Annotated in this window: 19 protein-coding genes; 8 read left to right on the top strand and 11 right to left on the bottom strand. The window is 60.4% G+C overall.

What is annotated here, in order from left to right:
- The first annotated feature begins 12 nt into the window (after positions 1–12).
- The 5 genes from lysA (at position 13) to DBR30_RS18495 (ending at position 4,829) form a co-directional block, all read left to right on the top strand.
- The gene (gene lysA, locus DBR30_RS18475; RefSeq protein WP_021231826.1) at positions 13–1,263 is read left to right on the top strand and encodes a diaminopimelate decarboxylase; all 1,251 of its coding nucleotides are present in this window, start codon (positions 13–15) and stop codon (positions 1,261–1,263) included.
- A gap of 250 nt (positions 1,264–1,513) precedes the next feature.
- Positions 1,514–2,344, top strand: coding sequence for a diaminopimelate epimerase (gene dapF, locus DBR30_RS18480; RefSeq protein ID WP_005336371.1), 831 nt, complete (start codon positions 1,514–1,516; stop codon positions 2,342–2,344).
- Between the two features lie 91 nt (positions 2,345–2,435).
- A complete protein-coding gene (locus DBR30_RS18485) occupies positions 2,436–3,116 on the top strand; it encodes a DUF484 family protein (protein ID WP_181363625.1) in 681 nt (226 codons plus the stop codon).
- Positions 3,109–4,086 carry a tyrosine recombinase XerC gene (gene xerC / locus DBR30_RS18490; RefSeq protein WP_108588471.1) on the top strand — a complete coding sequence of 326 codons (978 nt, stop codon included), beginning with the start codon at positions 3,109–3,111 and terminating at the stop codon, positions 4,084–4,086. Before DBR30_RS18485 ends, xerC begins: the two co-directional genes overlap by 8 nt.
- 32 nt (positions 4,087–4,118) lie before the next feature.
- On the top strand, positions 4,119–4,829 hold the full coding sequence (locus DBR30_RS18495; RefSeq protein WP_108542376.1) for an HAD-IA family hydrolase: 711 nt from the start codon (positions 4,119–4,121) through the stop codon (positions 4,827–4,829).
- 76 nt (positions 4,830–4,905) lie between these two features.
- Here DBR30_RS18495 and DBR30_RS18500 read toward each other — a convergent pair whose 3' ends face one another.
- Together DBR30_RS18500 and DBR30_RS18505 are read right to left on the bottom strand one after the other, a co-directional pair.
- Positions 4,906–5,304: an STY0301 family protein gene (locus DBR30_RS18500; protein WP_019444854.1), complete on the bottom strand. Its 399-nt coding sequence runs from the start codon at positions 5,302–5,304 to the stop codon at positions 4,906–4,908.
- Between the two features lie 45 nt (positions 5,305–5,349).
- Positions 5,350–6,876 carry a mechanosensitive ion channel family protein gene (locus DBR30_RS18505; RefSeq protein WP_108542375.1) on the bottom strand — a complete coding sequence of 509 codons (1,527 nt, stop codon included), beginning with the start codon at positions 6,874–6,876 and terminating at the stop codon, positions 5,350–5,352.
- 145 nt (positions 6,877–7,021) lie between these two features.
- Here DBR30_RS18505 and DBR30_RS18510 point away from each other — a divergent pair, with 145 nt between their 5' ends.
- The gene (locus DBR30_RS18510) at positions 7,022–7,405 is read left to right on the top strand and encodes a hypothetical protein (RefSeq protein WP_041234382.1); all 384 of its coding nucleotides are present in this window, start codon (positions 7,022–7,024) and stop codon (positions 7,403–7,405) included.
- Positions 7,406–7,408: 3 nt separating this feature from the next.
- On the opposite strand, the gene DBR30_RS18515 is transcribed toward DBR30_RS18510, so the two are convergent.
- Together DBR30_RS18515 and yjgA are read right to left on the bottom strand one after the other, a co-directional pair.
- Entirely contained in the window at positions 7,409–8,185 is a 777-nt protein-coding gene (locus DBR30_RS18515) for a gamma-glutamyl-gamma-aminobutyrate hydrolase family protein (protein WP_108542374.1), read from the bottom strand.
- Between the two features lie 396 nt (positions 8,186–8,581).
- Positions 8,582–9,106 (bottom strand): ribosome biogenesis factor YjgA, encoded by a 525-nt coding sequence (yjgA, locus tag DBR30_RS18520; RefSeq protein WP_005336359.1) that lies wholly within the window; start codon positions 9,104–9,106, stop codon positions 8,582–8,584.
- A gap of 114 nt (positions 9,107–9,220) precedes the next feature.
- Here yjgA and pmbA point away from each other — a divergent pair, with 114 nt between their 5' ends.
- Positions 9,221–10,564, top strand: a complete 1,344-nt coding sequence (gene pmbA, locus DBR30_RS18525) for a metalloprotease PmbA (protein ID WP_040068810.1) — start codon at positions 9,221–9,223, stop codon at positions 10,562–10,564.
- Positions 10,565–10,653: 89 nt separating this feature from the next.
- Here pmbA and murA read toward each other — a convergent pair whose 3' ends face one another.
- The 7 genes from murA to mlaF are packed head-to-tail and all read right to left on the bottom strand — an operon-like array spanning position 10,654 to position 15,174.
- Positions 10,654–11,910 (bottom strand): UDP-N-acetylglucosamine 1-carboxyvinyltransferase, encoded by a 1,257-nt coding sequence (murA, locus tag DBR30_RS18530; RefSeq protein WP_005336355.1) that lies wholly within the window; start codon positions 11,908–11,910, stop codon positions 10,654–10,656.
- An 18-nt stretch (positions 11,911–11,928) separates the two neighbouring features.
- A complete protein-coding gene (ibaG, locus tag DBR30_RS18535) occupies positions 11,929–12,186 on the bottom strand; it encodes a BolA family iron metabolism protein IbaG (RefSeq protein ID WP_017779764.1) in 258 nt (85 codons plus the stop codon).
- Positions 12,186–12,458, bottom strand: a complete 273-nt coding sequence (locus tag DBR30_RS18540) for an STAS domain-containing protein (RefSeq protein WP_005336352.1) — start codon at positions 12,456–12,458, stop codon at positions 12,186–12,188. Before DBR30_RS18540 ends, ibaG begins: the two co-directional genes overlap by 1 nt.
- Entirely contained in the window at positions 12,455–13,087 is a 633-nt protein-coding gene (locus DBR30_RS18545) for an MlaC/ttg2D family ABC transporter substrate-binding protein (protein ID WP_108542373.1), read from the bottom strand. Before DBR30_RS18545 ends, DBR30_RS18540 begins: the two co-directional genes overlap by 4 nt.
- A 2-nt stretch (positions 13,088–13,089) precedes the next feature.
- Positions 13,090–13,587 carry an outer membrane lipid asymmetry maintenance protein MlaD gene (mlaD, locus tag DBR30_RS18550; protein ID WP_005336348.1) on the bottom strand — a complete coding sequence of 166 codons (498 nt, stop codon included), beginning with the start codon at positions 13,585–13,587 and terminating at the stop codon, positions 13,090–13,092.
- 7 nt (positions 13,588–13,594) lie between these two features.
- Positions 13,595–14,374: a lipid asymmetry maintenance ABC transporter permease subunit MlaE gene (mlaE, locus tag DBR30_RS18555; protein WP_005336345.1), complete on the bottom strand. Its 780-nt coding sequence runs from the start codon at positions 14,372–14,374 to the stop codon at positions 13,595–13,597.
- A complete protein-coding gene (gene mlaF, locus DBR30_RS18560; RefSeq protein ID WP_108542372.1) occupies positions 14,374–15,174 on the bottom strand; it encodes a phospholipid ABC transporter ATP-binding protein MlaF in 801 nt (266 codons plus the stop codon). Before mlaF ends, mlaE begins: the two co-directional genes overlap by 1 nt.
- 207 nt (positions 15,175–15,381) lie before the next feature.
- Between mlaF and DBR30_RS18565 the strand changes: the two genes are divergently transcribed.
- The coding region (locus tag DBR30_RS18565) for an SIS domain-containing protein (protein WP_146181392.1) at positions 15,382–15,750 on the top strand (369 nt) is incomplete at its 3' end.

The raw sequence follows: 15,750 nt of genomic DNA on the forward strand, positions 1-15,750 counted from the left end.
GGAACCGCCCCCTTGGATCACTTTAACTACGACGCCGACGGCCAGCTTCAGGCCGAGCAAACCTCGCTGCAACAGCTTGCCGAGCAGTACGGTACCCCGCTTTACGTCTACTCCCGTGCGACCCTCGAGCGCCACTGGCACGCCTTCGACAAGGCCGCTGGCGATATTCCCCATCTGATCTGCTATGCGGTGAAGGCCAACTCCAATCTGGCGTTGCTCAACCTGCTGGCCCGTCTGGGTTCGGGGTTTGACATTGTCTCCGGTGGCGAATTGTCGCGGGTGCTGGCGGCGGGCGGTGATCCGGGCAAAGTAGTCTTCTCCGGCGTGGCCAAGAGCGAAGCGGAGATGCGCCTCGCGCTGGATAAAGAGATCCTCTGCTTCAATCTGGAGTCGGAAGCCGAGCTGGAGCGCCTCAACCGGGTGGCGGGCAGCATGGGCAAGAAAGCTCGCGTCTCGGTGCGGGTCAATCCGGATATCGATGCCGGTACTCACCCCTATATCTCCACTGGCCTCAAGCAGAACAAGTTCGGCATTCCCATCGAGCTGGCGCCAGCCATCTATCGCAAGGCGGCCGCGATGGCGAACATCGAGATCGTCGGGGTGGATTGCCATATCGGCTCGCAACTCACTGAATTGAATCCCTTTATGGAAGCGGCTGACAAGCTGCTGCGGCTGATCGACGGTCTGGCAGCGGAAGGCATTCATATCCATCATCTGGACGTGGGCGGCGGCCTTGGGGTCAACTATGGTTCCGAGCAGCCGCCTCATCCGACCGAGTACGCCGAAGCGCTCAAGCAGAAGCTGGCGGGCCGGGATCTGACCCTGCTGTTCGAGCCGGGCCGTGCCATCGTCGCCAATGCCGGCGTGCTGCTGACCCGGGTCGAGTACCTGAAACCGGGCGAAACCCGTAACTTTGCGCTGATCGATGCCGGCATGAACGACATGCTGCGCCCCTCGCTCTACGGCGCCTGGATGAACATCATCGAGGTGGATAGCCGTGCCGGCCATGCTCCCGCGATCTATGACGTGGTGGGCCCGGTGTGCGAGACCGGCGACTTCCTCGGCAAGGAGCGCACTCTGGCTATTGCCGAGGGGTCGCTGCTGGCGGTGCGTTCGGCCGGTGCCTACGGCTTTACCATGTCATCCAACTACAACACCCGTCCGCGCGCAGCCGAAGTGCTGGTGGATGGTGCCGAGGCGCACCTGATCCGCGAGCGTGAGCAGTTGGCCGATCTCTGGCGCGGTGAGCACCTGCTGCCCTGATGCAGTAGATAGAGATGACAGAATTTTACAGCCCTGACAGCACAGGAGTGCGCGATGTGTACAGATTGTTCCAGGATGCATGGGGCTGTGGCCAATGACTTCATAGTGGTTGATGGTGAGTATTTACAGCCCTAACAGCACAGGAATGCACGATGTTGATAGATTGTTCCAGGATGCATGGGGCTGTGGACAACGACTTCATAGTGGTTGACGGTGAGTTTTTACAGCCCTAACAGCACAGGAATGCACGATGTTGATAGATTTTTCCAAGATGCATGGCTTGGGCAACGACTTCATGGTGGTGGATGGCGTCACCCAGAAGGTATTTTTCAGCAATGACGTCATCAAGAAGCTGGCAGATCGCCACTTCGGGATCGGCTTTGACCAGCTGCTGCTGGTGGAGCCGCCCTATGACCCTGAACTCGACTTTCACTATCGCATTTTCAATGCCGATGGCAGCGAAGTGGAGCAGTGTGGCAACGGTGCCCGCTGTTTTGCCCGTTTCGTGCGTCTCAAGGGGCTGATCAACCGGGATCGCATCGCGGTCAGTACCGCCCGGGGTCGCATCGTGTTGCAGCTGGAGGGGGAGAATCAGGTCACGGTCAACATGGGTGTTCCCCAGTTTGAGCCGGGCAAGATCCCGTTCCGGGCCCAGAAGGCGGAAAAAACCTATCTGTTGCGGGCGCAGGAGCATACCGTGATGTGTGGCGTGGTCTCCATGGGCAATCCCCACTGCGTCATCGAAGTGCCTTCGGTCGCCGATGCGCCGGTCGAGACGCTCGGTGCCATCATGGAGCGCCATGAGCGTTTTCCCGAACGGGTCAACGTCGGCTTCATGGAGATGGTCAACGCCACCGAGATCAAGCTGCGGGTGTTCGAGCGGGGCTGTGGCGAGACCCTGGCCTGCGGTACCGGGGCCTGTGCGGCGGCGGTGATTGGCATCAGTCAGGGCAAGCTCAAGGAGCGGGTCACCGTCAGTCTGCCGGGCGGCAAGCTGACCATCGCCTGGAAGGGGCCGGGCCAGCCGGTCTATATGACAGGTCCCGCCGAGCATGTGTTTGACGGCCAGATAGAGGTTTAGCCGATAAAGGTTCAGGTACGGGGGGCGTTGGCCCCCTTTGCCCATGATGTCGGGGCAGCGAGCCCCATTTCTCTGATGGATCAACCAATTTATGAGCGAACTCAAACGGCAGGAGCAATCGGTGGATGAAGCCACTGTGCTGGAGTACCTGGCCCGTTATCCCGAGTTTTTCCAACGCCATGCCGCCGTGCTGGACCGGATCCGCATTCCCCATGAACGCAAAGGGTCGGTCTCGCTGGTCGAGCGCCAGCTGGAGCGTCAGCGCGAGCGGATCGAACAGCTGGAGCAGGAGATCACCGAATTGATGGGGATCGCCAGCGAGAACGAGCGGATCTTCCGGGTCTATGCCGATCTCTACGGCGAGCTGTACGGTTGCCAGACCCTGTTCGAGGTGAGTGCTGTGATGGGTAAGGCCTTTGTCCAGCGGCTGCGCCTGACCGGGCTGCGGCTCTGGCTCAATCCCAAGAAGTTTACCCTGAGCGGGCCCGAGCAGCGCTTTCTGGCACAGGGCAAGCAGCTCGAATCCCTGCTGGGTCAGCGTCTGCCGGGGCAGGATTACTACTTTGGCCGCCTGAGCCAGAGCGAGATGCAGGCGCTGTTTGGCCACGATGTGCTGGTCAACTCGGTGGCCCTGATGCGGCTCGGCGATCTCGGTGTGCTGGCCTTCGCCAGCTCGGATCCCGGCCACTTTACTCCCCACAACGACACCCTGCTGCTGGGCCAACTGGGGCGCCTGCTGCAACTGCGTCTGCCCGAGTTGACTCATGGCTAGAACACCGGCCAAGTCGCCCGCCAAAGCTCCCGTCGTCGCACCGCCACTGCCTGCGGCACTGGCGGACGAACTGGCGGCCTTTATCGAATACCTGAGGGTCGAGCGTCAGCTCAGCCCTCATACCCGCAATAACTATCAAGCCCATCTGGAGGCGATGACCGCCGAGCTGGTGGCCCAGGGGCTCACTGACTGGGGTCGGCTCGAGGCGAGTCAGGTGCGCACTCTGGTGACCCGGATGCACAAGGGGGGCCTTGCTCCTCGTTCCCTTTCCACCAAGGTCTCGGCCCTGCGCAGCTTTTGCGACTGGCAGGTGCGGCAGGGGCGGCTGACCGCCAATCCGGCCCGTGGCATCGTCACCCCCAAACAAGGGCGGCCGCTGCCGAAAAACCTCGATGTGGACGAGATGCACCAGCTGCTCAACATCACCGACGAGCAGGATCCGCTGGCGGTGCGGGATCGCGCCATCATGGAGCTGATGTACTCCTCAGGGCTGCGTCTGGCCGAGCTGGTGGGGATCAATCTGGTGGATCTGAAGCTCGACGACCGCCAGCTCAAGGTGACCGGCAAGGGCTCGCGGGAGCGGGTGCTGCCCATCGGCCGGATGGCGGTCGAGTGGCTGCAGAAGTGGCTCAAGGTGCGCCCGCTGCTGGCCGGGGATGAGAGCGAGGCGCTGTTTGTCTCCAGCCGCCAGCAGCGGCTGTCGGCCCGCTCGGTGCAGGCCCGCCTCGATGGCTGGGGCAACAAGCAGGCGCTTAACGCCCATGTCCACCCCCACAAGCTGCGCCACAGCTTTGCCACCCATATGCTGGAGTCTTCCGGCGATCTGCGGGCAGTGCAGGAGCTGCTGGGACATGCCGATCTCTCCACCACCCAGATCTATACCCACCTCGACTTCCAGCATCTGGCCAAGGTTTACGACAGCGCCCACCCCAGGGCCAAGCGTGGCCCGGATGCGCAGGACGATGAATAACGGGCCCTGAGCCCCGTTGCAGAGGAGAGTCCATGCACTTCTATCGCCGCTGGCAGCCGGTTGCTGCCATCTCGTTTGACCTCGATGACACCCTCTATGACAACGGCCCCGCCATCGTGCGGGCCGAGCAGTGGATGCTGAGCCATCTGCGCAGCGAATATCTGGCCACTGCCATGCTCGACAAGCCACGCTGGCTGGATCTCAAACGCGCTGTGCTGATGGCATGGCCCGAGCTGCGCCACGATGTCAGCCTGGCGCGCCAGCAGACCATCCGCGCCGCCATGGTCGAGGGGGGGATGGCCGACCAGCAGGCCAGTCGCGAGGCTGAGCAGGTGTTTGCTGCGTTTCTGGCAGAGCGCTCGAAGATAGAGGTGAGCGAGTCAACCCATCAGCTGCTGGCCAGACTGGCCGAACGCTATCCGCTGGTGGTGATCACCAACGGCAATCTGGATCTGGTTCAGGCAGGGCTGGATCGTTACTTCACGCTGGTCTGCAAGGCGGGGGCGGGCGCCAGGATGAAACCGGCGCCGGATATGTTTGAGCAGGCCCGCAGTGCCCTCAAGCTGCCAGCAGAGCGGATCCTCCATGTGGGGGATCATCCCGAGACCGATGTACTGGGGGCCCGTCTGCATGGCTTTCGCGCCGCCTGGCTCAATGAGCGGCAGCAACCGTGGCAACAGCTGCAACTGTTGCCGGACGTGGAGCTGACAGCACTGGAGGAGCTGGCCGAGCTGCTGCTCTGATGGCGCTGGCGGGTGGCCACGCTCAGGCGGTAATGGCTGTCAGCGAATAGCAATATATGGCAAGGGGTTACGCCCGCTATTTGCGACAAACCAGCCCGAGCAGGGTGTAGCGGTCGCGCTGGTTGACGCGGCAGTAACTGATACCGACGGGCAGCGCCTGCTGCAGGGTGATGGCGCTGTTCTGATAGCGGCAGACCAGATAGAGCGGGCGCAGACTGCTATCGAGCTGGCTCCAGTAGTGGATCTCGTCGCTGTCGCCATTATCCGGTTTGAGCTGGGCCAGCTCGGCAGGATCTCCGTCGAACAGGGCCAGATTATCGAGCCGGTGGCTGAGGGTTTCGTCCGGTTTGCCATCGTCATTGCGAGTGAACGCCTGCCAGCCCTGCTGCGGGGTCAGCAGCTGCTGGCGACTCTCGATGGTGGCGGGACAATCAAATTGCAGGCTGGCGGCAAGGGCCAGGGTTGTCAGTAACATGGCTGCTGTTCTCTCTTCACGTCCTCAATACGATGCCATGCTACGTCATCTTCCACCGAACAGCTTCATCAGTTTATCAAGCAGATCAAGCTGTTGTGGTGGCTGTTTCATGGCTTCCGCCTCCCGCTCCAGCAGCGCCCGCTGCTCCTGCTGACGGTCGCTCAGCACCCGGTAGAGGGGCTCGACCAGCGTCTCGCGCTGCATCACCAGCTCCTGAAACATTGCCTGATTGATGCGATAGGTTTCGACGGTGGCCACCGCCCGCACCGTGAAGGAGCTGGGCTCCCCGGTGAGCAGGCTCAGTTCGCCAAAAAAGTCTCCCGCGTTGAGCGTACCAAGCTTCAGTTCTCGCCCTTCGACATTGACCACCATCTCGGCTTCCCCTTTGACCAGCACGAACAGCCAGCTGGAGACATCCCCCTGCTCCAGCATGATGTCGCTGCTGACGAAGGGGGCGAACTTTACCTGATCTGCCAGCTGGAGCAGCTCGTTCTCCTGCAACATGGCAAACAGCGGCAGCTTGCGCAGGGTATCGGTTCGTTCGGCGGTGTGGCGCTTGTGGCGGGCATCCAGATGCTGCTTCTCCTTGGCCATAAAGACGTTGAAGATCGGCGGGGTGAGGCGGCGATCGTTGCGGCGCAGGGCGGCATCGATCAGGCTGCGCACCATGGAGTCGGTCGGATCGTCGCGAGCCAGATCGGTCAGCCAGTAGCGCACCGCATAGCGGGCGATGCCCCCTTCGACGTTCATCAGCAGGCAGTCCGGTTGCGGATGCTTGGCGACACAGGGGAGCTTGGTCTCCCGCAGGGATTTCTCGATCAGCGCGATGATCTGGGTCGGCAGGGTATCCAGGGTCAGATCGAACCAGACCCAGCGCCGCCACTGCAAGGGTTCGCCACGGCGGCGCCCGAGCACGGTGAAGCGCTGTTTGAGCAGGTGGCTGTTGGGGATGACGACAGTCTCCCAGTTGCGGGTCTCGATGGTGGTGGCACGCCAGTTGATCTCCACCACCCGGCCCTGGGTGGTATCCACTTGCAGCCAGTCACCGATAGCGATGGAGTTGTCGAGCTGAATGGAGACCCCAGCCAGCAGGTTGCCCAGTGTGTCCTGCATGGCGAAGGCGATGACTGCAGTGATCACCGCCGAGGTGGTGACTATCTCCCCGAGCGCCATGCCGGAGGCGTAGAGGCGAAACAGACCCCAGCCGATATAGCCGATGGTGATGACGATATCGGCGATGATCCGCGGGATCCGCACATGGCAGAGGGGGAGCAGAAACTCGAACAGCAGGATCCCCCATATCTTGACCAGTATCAGGCCGGCCAAGAGGGTGGAGATCTCGATCAGCAATTGATGGGGCAGCGGCAGTTTGAACCAGCCCCCTTCCAGCTGGATCAGCAGGATCACGACAGTGCTTATCATCACGAAGCTGAGCTCGGAGAGCAGCTCCCGTCGTTGCCCGGGGCGGCGCCAGAAGTGGAGCAGCATCAGAGAGAGTGTGAGCAGGGTCCAGAACGGGTGTTCGCGGATCCATATCAGTGTGGGTAGCGCAGTGAGGTTGTCGCTGAACATGACGGCCCCTTGTGATGGTTTTATTTCCAGCATAGCCGTTCCGGCACGGGGAAATGGTGCGTTGGGGCTGCAATTTATTTATCCTGTGCAGAACCGGGCAAAGGAGTGCGATTAAGTGAAATTTTCAAAGAAAATCATCTGTTTGATGGTTATGTTGCCATTGGCGGGCTGCGATCTGCTGGTCGACAAGTACCGGGTCGAATTCCGGGATGGGTCCTGGCGCGAGATCGTCATCACCCCCTTCTCCAGTGAGGCGCACTGGCGCGAGGGGTGTGCCACCGGTGAGGTGCTGAGCGATATGAAGGTACCCATCAAACGTGGTGACAAGATCAATGGCCGGGAGCAGTTGCTGATCGGAGGCGAGAAGTTCGAACTGGATGACAACAACCTCTACCGCAGCAACGGCATGGTGTTTGGTCACTCGCCTGACCATATCCAGCGTGGACTGAAGGGGATGGATATCTGCCGTACCCTGCGCCCCGAGCGGGGCGGATTACCCAAGCTCAAGGCGCGAGGATTTGGTGAATAAGCGTTAATGACTATCTCTCTGACGGCGTCGGCAGGCGTCACCAAAGGCCTGGAAGATCTTGATGGAGTGAGGATTTTCGCTGGCTTTCCACTCCGGGTGCCACTGTACTGCCAGCAGGAAAGGGGAGAGGGCCGGGGCATGGATGGCCTCGACCAGCCCATCTTCGGCATGTGCCAGCGGCTCCAGGCCAGCACCAAGACGGTTTAGCCCCTGTCCATGCAGGGAGTTGACCGGTATCTGTTCAGCCCCCATCAGTTCGGCAAACCAGCTGCCTGGCAGCAGCTCAATCTGATGGCTTGGCCCATACTGTTCGTCGACTGGGTCGTCGGCATCTTCCCGATGATCGTCATAACCCGGTTCGGTGTAGACCTTCTGGTGGATATCGCCGCCCAGTGCCACGTTGATCTCCTGCATGCCGCGACAGATCCCGAGGATCGGCAAGCCACGGGCGAGCGCCCCCTTGATGAGGGGCAGATCGAACAGGTCGCGATCCCTGTCTTGCTGTTTTTCCGGCGTGAGGTTCTCCTGGCCGTAAAGGGCTGGATCGATATTGGAGCCGGCGCCGCTCAGATAGATGCCGTCAGCCAGATCCAGATACTGCTCCAGATCGGCGGTGCCGCAGCAGGTGGGAACCAGCAGCGGGACGCAGTCGCTTATCTCCACCAGCGGCATGATGTATTTGTGGGTCATCACCTGATAGGCGTGGCCGTTGCGGGGCTGGGCGCCCATGGTCATCAGCACGACGGGTTTACGGGTGGCGGGAGGCTGGGGATTTGGCATAGGGCACCTTGATTATCCTTGGCGTTGAAGTCTCATCCTGCGCCTTGGGCAGGCCCTTGCAAACCGACAGGGCAAGGGCATGCCTCAAGGCATGGTCATGGGATCCCGCGTCGGGCCGGGTGGCAGAATCGTTGGTCAGTCTGGGCAGCGACGGCATGGATCCTCTCTTCAGTCTGCCAAGGCCGTTCAATATGTCAAACAAAATGATGCCAAGTTGTTAACGGATTTGTCTTAAACTGCTCTGAAGCGGCGATTTAACGGGGCTGTTGAGATGGGCCGTTATGGCTGGGGTAGCAAAATGGTGGATATATTAAACGCGCAGGGCTGGCGGGGGATGTGGAGAGGAAAAGGCATCAATAGACACACGCCTCCCCGAGGGGAGGCGTGTTTCGGGGATCACAACAGGTCTTCGATCTCGCCGCGCAGATACTGGTACATCTCGCGGTAGGCGACCGGCGGCTTGTTCAGCTCCCGCTCCTTGTTGGCAGAGCGGATCAGCTGGCGCAGCTTCTGGCGATCCAGTTCGTGGAACTGGGACATCAGCTCGTTGAGGGCGCTGTCACCTTCGGTGATCAGCCGCTCGCGCCACTGCTCCAGCCGATGCAGGCGTGCATTCACGGTGGAGTGACGGTTCTTGATGATGGAGAGCGCTTCGGCAATCGGCTCGATATCGCGGCTGCGCATCAGGCGGCCGATGAACTGCAGATGGCGACGGAAGGACTCATCCTTCTTCGGCTTGAGTTTGCGACCCAGCTCGACAGCTTCTGCAAGCTCTTCATCCAACGGGATTTTTTCCAGCTCGCTGTGGCTGAGGGAGACGATCTCTTCCCCCATTTTCTGCAATGCTTCGGCATCGCGCTTGAGCTGGCTCTTGCTGGGGCCCCAGTCTTCGAACTCGTTGTCGTCTTGATATTGACTCATCGGTCTCTTGATTCCTGTCATTCACGTTTGGCGGATATGTTACCAGCTTCTCCCGCTGGGCGCAGGGGTCTGATATGCTTACCCCCCTTTCCTTCTTTCATACAGATGTGAGTTATGGATCAGCAAGACCAAATCCGCCAGGATCAAGCCCATCTCGAGGCCGTGGTTGCCGAAGCCCTGGAGATAGCCAAAGGACTGGGCGCCTCGCTGGCCGAAGTCTCCATCAGCAAGCAGACCGGGTTGTCGGTGAACACCCGGGGTTGTGAACTGGAAAGCATTGAATTCAATAAGGATGGCGCCCTCGGCATCGCCGTCTATCGCGATGGTTGCAAGGGATCTTCCTCGACCACCGATCTGAGCAAACCCGCCATTCGCGCCGCCGTTGAAGCGGCCATCGAGATTGCCCGCCACACCTCGGCGGATGATTGCGCCGGTCTGGCGGACGCCGAGCTGCTGGCCTGGGATGCCCCCGACCTGCAACTGTGTCACCAAATCGAGCTGGATCCCCAGCGCGGCATCGAGCTGGCCATCGAGTGCGAACGACTCGCTCTGGGTCGCGATGCCCGTATCAAACACTCCGACGGCGCCGGTTTCTCCAGCCATCTTGGCATCAAGGTCTATGGCAACAGCCACGGCTTCGTCAAAGGTTATGCGGCGTCGCGCAACTCCCTGAGCTGCGTGCTGATCGGCGAGCAGGATGGCGACATGCAACGGGATTACGGCTACTCCTCCAGCCGTACCCTCGACGGGCTCTGGAGCCCGCAGCGTATTGCCGACGAGGCGGTTGAGCGTACCGTCTCCCGCCTCGGTGCCCGCAAGATTTCTACCCGCCATGCCCCTGTGCTGTTCCACCCTGACACAGCCTCTGGTCTGTGGGGCCATCTGGTGATGGCCATCAGCGGTGGCAACCTCTATCGCAAGTCGAGCTTCCTGCTCGACAAATTGGGCAAGCAGATCTTGCCCGAGTGGCTCACCATTCAGGAGTTCCCCCACCTGCTTGGCGGGCTCGCCAGTACCCCGTTCGATGGCGAAGGGGTGCGCACCCGCGACATGGATATTATCCGTAACGGCGAGCTGATGAGCTGGCTGCTTACCTCCTACTCTGCCCGCAAGCTGGGGTTGACCACCACGGGTCACGCCGGTGGCATCCACAACTGGCAGGTCTCCAATACCGGCCAGGATTTTCAAGGCATGCTGAAAGAGATGGGCACCGGTCTGCTGGTGACCGAGCTGATGGGGCAGGGGGTCAATATCGTCAATGGCGACTACTCCCGCGGCGCTGCCGGTTTCTGGGTCGAGAATGGCGAGATAGCCTATCCGGTCGAGGAGATCACCATCGCCGGCAATCTGGCCGAGATGTTCAGCCATATCGTGGCGGTGGGCCGTGACGAGGATGAACGATCCAGTCTCAAGACCGGCTCGGTGCTGGTAGAGAATATGAAGCTGGCGGGTCACTGATCCCGGTTTCAACAGAGAACCGAAACCATGAAAAAGGCCCCCTCGCCAACGCGAGGGGGCCTTTTTATCGGCCTGCGATCAGTGGGCTATCAGCCCTTGATGCGCTCGATGCGGCCACCCAGACCCTGCAGCTTCTGCTCGATGTCTTCGTAGCCACGGTCGATGTGATAGATACGGTCGACGATGGTGGAGCCTTCGGCCACGAAGCCGGCCAGCACCAGACTGGCAGAGGCGCGCAGATCGGTCGCCATCACCTGGGCACCCTTGAGCTGCTCGGTGTCACGGCAGATGGCTACGTTGCCCTGCAGTTCGATGTCTGCGCCCATCCGTACCAGTTCGGGAACGTGCATGAAGCGGTTCTCGAAGATGGTCTCGGTGACCATGCCGGTGCCTTTGGCGACGGCGTTCAGCACAGTGAACTGTGCCTGCATATCGGTCGGGAAGGCCGGGTAGGGTGCAGTCTTGATGGTGACCGGTTTGAGGGTGCGGCCAGTCATGTCGAGGGTGATCCAGTCTTCACCCTTCTCAATCAGGGCTCCAGCTTCTTCCAGCTTGACCAGTACCGCTTCCAGCAGAGTCGGGTCTGTTTTGCGGCAGGTGATCTTGCCGCCGGTGACCGCTGCACCCACCAGGAAGGTACCGGTTTCGATGCGATCAGGCTGCACGCTGTAGTTGCCGCCGTGCAGACGCTCGACACCGTCGATGGTGAGGGTGTCGGTGCCCGCGCCCTGGATCTTGGCGCCCAGGGTATTGAGGAAGTTGGCCAGATCGACCACTTCCGGCTCGCGCGCGGCGTTTTCGATCACGGTGCGGCCATCAGCCAGGGTCGCGGCCATCATCAGGTTTTCGGTACCGGTCACGGAGACCATATCCATCAGGATGTGAGCGCCTTTCAGGCGGCCATCGACACGGGCCTTGATGTAACCATCTTCGATGGTGATCTTGGCACCCATCAGCTCCAGGCCGTGGACGTGCAGGTTGACCGGACGGGCACCGATGGCGCAACCGCCGGGCAGGGAGACGTCAGCCGCGCCGAAACGGGCGGCCAGCGGGCCCAGCGCCAGAATGGAGGCGCGCATGGTCTTCACCAGCTCGTAGGGGGCGACGTGGTTGTTCACCGCACCGGTCAGCACGGTGACGTTGCCGTTGACCTTGGTGGTCGCGCCCAGCATCTCCAGCAGCTTGATGGTGGTGCCCACATCTTTCAGGCGCGGCACGTTGGAGAGGTGAACCTCTTCATCACAGAGCAGGGTTGCGAACAGGATCGGCAGGGCGGCGTTTTTGGCGCCGGAGATGGTCACTTCGCCGTTGAGAGTACAACGACCATCGATTTTGAATTTGTCCATTTTTACTTCGTTACCAAATCAGGAGGGCAATAGGAATTTACGTTCGCGTTTCCACTCGGCGTCGGTGAACGCCTTGATGGAGAGGGCGTGAATGGCGTTGTTGGCGATCTTGTCCATCAGCGGGGCATAGATGGCCTGCTGCTTCTTGACCCGGCTCATGCCGTCAAACATGTCACCGACGGCGATCACTTGGTAGTGACTACCGTCCCCTTTGACATGGACTTCGGACAATGGCAGAGCCTCAAGGAGTATCGCTTCAATTTCAGAGACTTGCATTATGCGTCCTCAGTTGTGAGCGGGGTTGACTGAAAAAGTCCGGCCACCCCGTAGAGGTTGGCCAGGGTATAGAAATCACTGGAGGCGCCCACCAGTTGCGGTGTGGCGCCTCGCGCTAATACGGCTTTGGCCCATTTGACCAGCAGGGCCAGTCCGGCGGAGTCGAGGGTGGTGACGCCGCCGAGCTCGAGCTGGTCGTCCTGCCACCATTCGGCGCGGCGTTGCCACAGGTCATTGACCTGTGGCGCCTGCAGCTCACCGCTGAGGGTCATGGTTTGAGTACCAGCGGCTTGGCGTTGTGTTCGTGCAACTGGGCGATCACTGCATCGATGCCATTCTGGCGAATGAGGCCGCCCAGCTCGCTCTGCTTGGCGGAGAGCAGGCTGATCCCCTCGGCCACCATGTCAAAGGCTTTCCACTCGCCGGTCTTGTTGTTCTTGCGCAGCTTGAACTCGAGGAAGATGTCCGGCTTGCCGGCCTCTTTCACGCTGACGTTGACGGCGGTGATGTTGCCGCTGGGGGCTTTGCCCGGCTCGACCTTGACGGTCTGCTTGTCAAAATGGGCCAGCGCATCGGCGTAGGAGCTCACCATGTACTCGGTGAACACCTCGACGAAGGCATTGCGCTGCGCTTCGGTAGTCTCTTTAATCTGGTTGCCAAGCACCTTGTAGGCGGCGAAGCGGTTGTCCACATAGGGCAGCAGCTCTTCGCGGATGATCACCCGCAGGTGATCCGGATTGCTCTTCACCTGGGCCTGATCGGCTTTCAGGCGGGCAAAGGTCTGCTTGGCAGCCTGCTCCACCAGCGCGTTGGGGTCGGTGGCATCGACTGCGGCCTGGGCAGACAGGGAAAAGAGCATGCTGGTCATCAGACCCAGCAGCAGGGCGATTTTCTTGAACATGATTACTCCTTCTTGCTGTCTGATTTGCTGTCGGAGGATTGGCTGTAGAGGAACTTGCCAATCAGATCTTCCAGCACGATGGCGGATTTGGTGTCTTCAATCAGGTCGCCATCCTTGAGCATCTCGGTGCCCATCTCCTCATCGCTGAAGCCGGGGGCCAGACCGATGTACTGCTCGCCGAGCAGACCGGAGGTGAGGATGGAGAGGGAGCTGGTATCTGCAAACTCGCCAGCGCTCTTTTGCATCATCAGGGTCACTTCGGGCACCTGGGTTTTCGGGTCCAGTACGATGTCGCTGACCCGACCAACCACCACGCCGCCAACCTTGACCGGCGAACGGACTTTCAGGCCGCCGATATTATCGAAATGCGCGCGCAGGGTATAGGTTTCTCCTTCCGGTTTGAAGCTCAAACCGGCCACTTGCAGGGCCAGTGCCAGAATGGCACCGATGCCAGCCAGCATGAAGGTGCCGACCAGGAATTCTACTTTGCTGAACTTCATCTTTACCTTATCCAAACATGACTGCAGTGAGTATAAAATCCAGGCCGAGCACGGCGAGGGATGAGTGGACCACGGTACGGGTCGTGGCCTGACTGATCCCGGCCGAGGTCGGCTTGGCATCATAGCCGTTAAAGAGCGCAATCCAGGTGACCACCAGGGCGAAAATCAGGCTCTTGATGGCGCCCTGCATGATGTCTTCATGCCAGTCGACGGAGGCCTGCATGGCAGACCAGAAGCCCCCTTCGTCCACGCCGAGCCAGTCCACACCGACCAGCTTGCCGCCGAAGATACCGATCAGGCTGAACATAAAGGCCAGCAGCGGCATGCTGATGACGCCAGCCCAGAAGCGGGGGGCAACCACCCGACGCAGCGGGTCGACCGCCATCATCTCGAGGCTTGAAAGCTGCTCGGTGGCCTTCATCAGGCCAATTTCAGCGGTCAGGGCCGAACCGGCACGGCCGGCAAACAGCAACGCCGTGACCACAGGCCCCAGCTCCCGCAGCAGGGAGAGGGAGACCAGCGGTCCCAGGCTCTGCTCGGCGCCGAAATCCTTCAATACGTTGTAACCCTGCAGCGAGAGCACCATGCCGATGAACAGGCCGGAGACCAGAATGATGGCTACCGACTGTACGCCCACCACATACAACTGCTGGACAAGCAGCGGGAAGTGCTTGCGCGGTTCGGGTTTGCCCGCCAGCGCATGGAACAACATGATGGTGGCGCGACCGACGGAGCTGATAAACCGCACTCCGACCCGCCCCAGCTTGCTTATTTGACTTATCAACATCAGAGATCCTGTAGCAGATCGCCTGCCGGAAAATGAAACGGAACAGGACCATCGGGCAATCCTTTGAGGAACTGCTCGACTTCGGGATTGTGCTCCTCGCGCAGTTGGTCCGGCGTGCCGTGCGCCACCACCTTGCGATTGGCAATGATGTAGGTGTAATCGGCGATGCTCAGCACCTCTTTCACATCGTGGGTGACGATGACTGAGGTGATACCGAGGGCATCGTTCAGCTCCTTGATCAGCTTGACCAGCACCGCCATGGTGATGGGATCCTGCCCGACAAACGGCTCGTCATACATGATGAGGTCGGGGTCAAGGGCGATGGCCCGTGCCAGCGCCGCCCGGCGCGCCATGCCGCCGGAGAGCTCGGAGGGCATCAGTTTCGCCGCGCCGCGCAAGCCCACCGCCTGCAGCTTCATCATGACGATGGTGTGGATCAGCTCCTCCGGCAGGCCGGAGTGTTCCCGTAGCGGGAAGGCCACGTTGTCGTAGACCGTCATGCCGGTAAACAGGGCGCCGCTCTGGAACAGCATGCTCATCCGTTTGCGCACTTCATAGAGGCGCGAACGGGAGAGGGTGGGGATATCTTCCCCGTCAAACAGAATGTGACCGGACTCCGGCTTGAGCTGGCCACCGATCAGCCGCAGCAGGGTGGTTTTACCGATGCCGCTGGGGCCCATGACGGCGGTTACCTTGCCACGAGGAATGGTCAGGTTGATCCCGTCATACAACAGCCGATCTCCGTGACTGAAGGTTAGATCGGAGATGGTGATCAGGTCATTGTTCAAACAATTGTCCATCCGGTGTAAATGAGGTGCGAATTTTATGGGGTAGTCTAGGTCTAAGCAACAGCAAGGAACAACTATTGAACAGGCTGCAAGCCCATTTGCACGACAGTTTTCTGTAACAAAGTGCGTCATCGAGAGCGGGACTTGCCATCCGATTCGCTTATCCGGGCAGACTTTTTTATAATCCCGCAGCTAATTTCGGCCCGGAGCTGTGTCTTTATGTCTGTAAAGCCTGAGAAAGTGTCTGAACTGTTCGATTTTCGTCGCAGTGCCCGCGCGGTGCTGGACACAGAAAAGCAAGCCATTGATGGACTCTATCAGTATCTGAACGACGCCTTCGACAAGGCGTGCGAAATGGTGCTGCGCTGCGGTGGCAAGATAGTGGTCACCGGCATGGGCAAATCGGGCCATATCGGCAGCAAGATTGCCGCCACCCTCGCCAGTACCGGCACCCCGGCCTTCTTCCTTCACCCGGGAGAAGCGAGTCACGGCGATCTGGGGATGATCTCCAGCGGCGACCTTATCATCGCTATCTCCAACTCCGGCGAGAGCGACGAAATCTTGGCCCTGCTGCCGGTACTCAAGCGC

Source organism: Aeromonas sp. HMWF017 (genome assembly GCF_003061465.1).
Taxonomy (GTDB): Bacteria; Pseudomonadota; Gammaproteobacteria; order Enterobacterales; family Aeromonadaceae; genus Aeromonas; species Aeromonas veronii.

Coding starts and splice junctions, on each gene's coding strand:
- dapF (WP_005336371.1), top strand. CDS start 1,514: ATGTTGATAGATTTTTCCAAGATGCATGGCTTGGGCAACGACTTCATG.
- DBR30_RS18485 (WP_181363625.1), top strand. CDS start 2,436: ATGAGCGAACTCAAACGGCAGGAGCAATCGGTGGATGAAGCCACTGTG.
- xerC (WP_108588471.1), top strand. CDS start 3,109: ATGGCTAGAACACCGGCCAAGTCGCCCGCCAAAGCTCCCGTCGTCGCA.
- DBR30_RS18495 (WP_108542376.1), top strand. CDS start 4,119: ATGCACTTCTATCGCCGCTGGCAGCCGGTTGCTGCCATCTCGTTTGAC.
- DBR30_RS18500 (WP_019444854.1), bottom strand. CDS start 5,304: ATGTTACTGACAACCCTGGCCCTTGCCGCCAGCCTGCAATTTGATTGT.
- DBR30_RS18505 (WP_108542375.1), bottom strand. CDS start 6,876: ATGTTCAGCGACAACCTCACTGCGCTACCCACACTGATATGGATCCGC.
- DBR30_RS18510 (WP_041234382.1), top strand. CDS start 7,022: ATGGTTATGTTGCCATTGGCGGGCTGCGATCTGCTGGTCGACAAGTAC.
- DBR30_RS18515 (WP_108542374.1), bottom strand. CDS start 8,185: ATGCCAAATCCCCAGCCTCCCGCCACCCGTAAACCCGTCGTGCTGATG.
- yjgA (WP_005336359.1), bottom strand. CDS start 9,106: ATGAGTCAATATCAAGACGACAACGAGTTCGAAGACTGGGGCCCCAGC.
- pmbA (WP_040068810.1), top strand. CDS start 9,221: ATGGATCAGCAAGACCAAATCCGCCAGGATCAAGCCCATCTCGAGGCC.
- murA (WP_005336355.1), bottom strand. CDS start 11,910: ATGGACAAATTCAAAATCGATGGTCGTTGTACTCTCAACGGCGAAGTG.
- ibaG (WP_017779764.1), bottom strand. CDS start 12,186: ATGCAAGTCTCTGAAATTGAAGCGATACTCCTTGAGGCTCTGCCATTG.
- DBR30_RS18540 (WP_005336352.1), bottom strand. CDS start 12,458: ATGACCCTCAGCGGTGAGCTGCAGGCGCCACAGGTCAATGACCTGTGG.
- DBR30_RS18545 (WP_108542373.1), bottom strand. CDS start 13,087: ATGTTCAAGAAAATCGCCCTGCTGCTGGGTCTGATGACCAGCATGCTC.
- mlaD (WP_005336348.1), bottom strand. CDS start 13,587: ATGAAGTTCAGCAAAGTAGAATTCCTGGTCGGCACCTTCATGCTGGCT.
- mlaE (WP_005336345.1), bottom strand. CDS start 14,374: ATGTTGATAAGTCAAATAAGCAAGCTGGGGCGGGTCGGAGTGCGGTTT.
- mlaF (WP_108542372.1), bottom strand. CDS start 15,174: ATGGACAATTGTTTGAACAATGACCTGATCACCATCTCCGATCTAACC.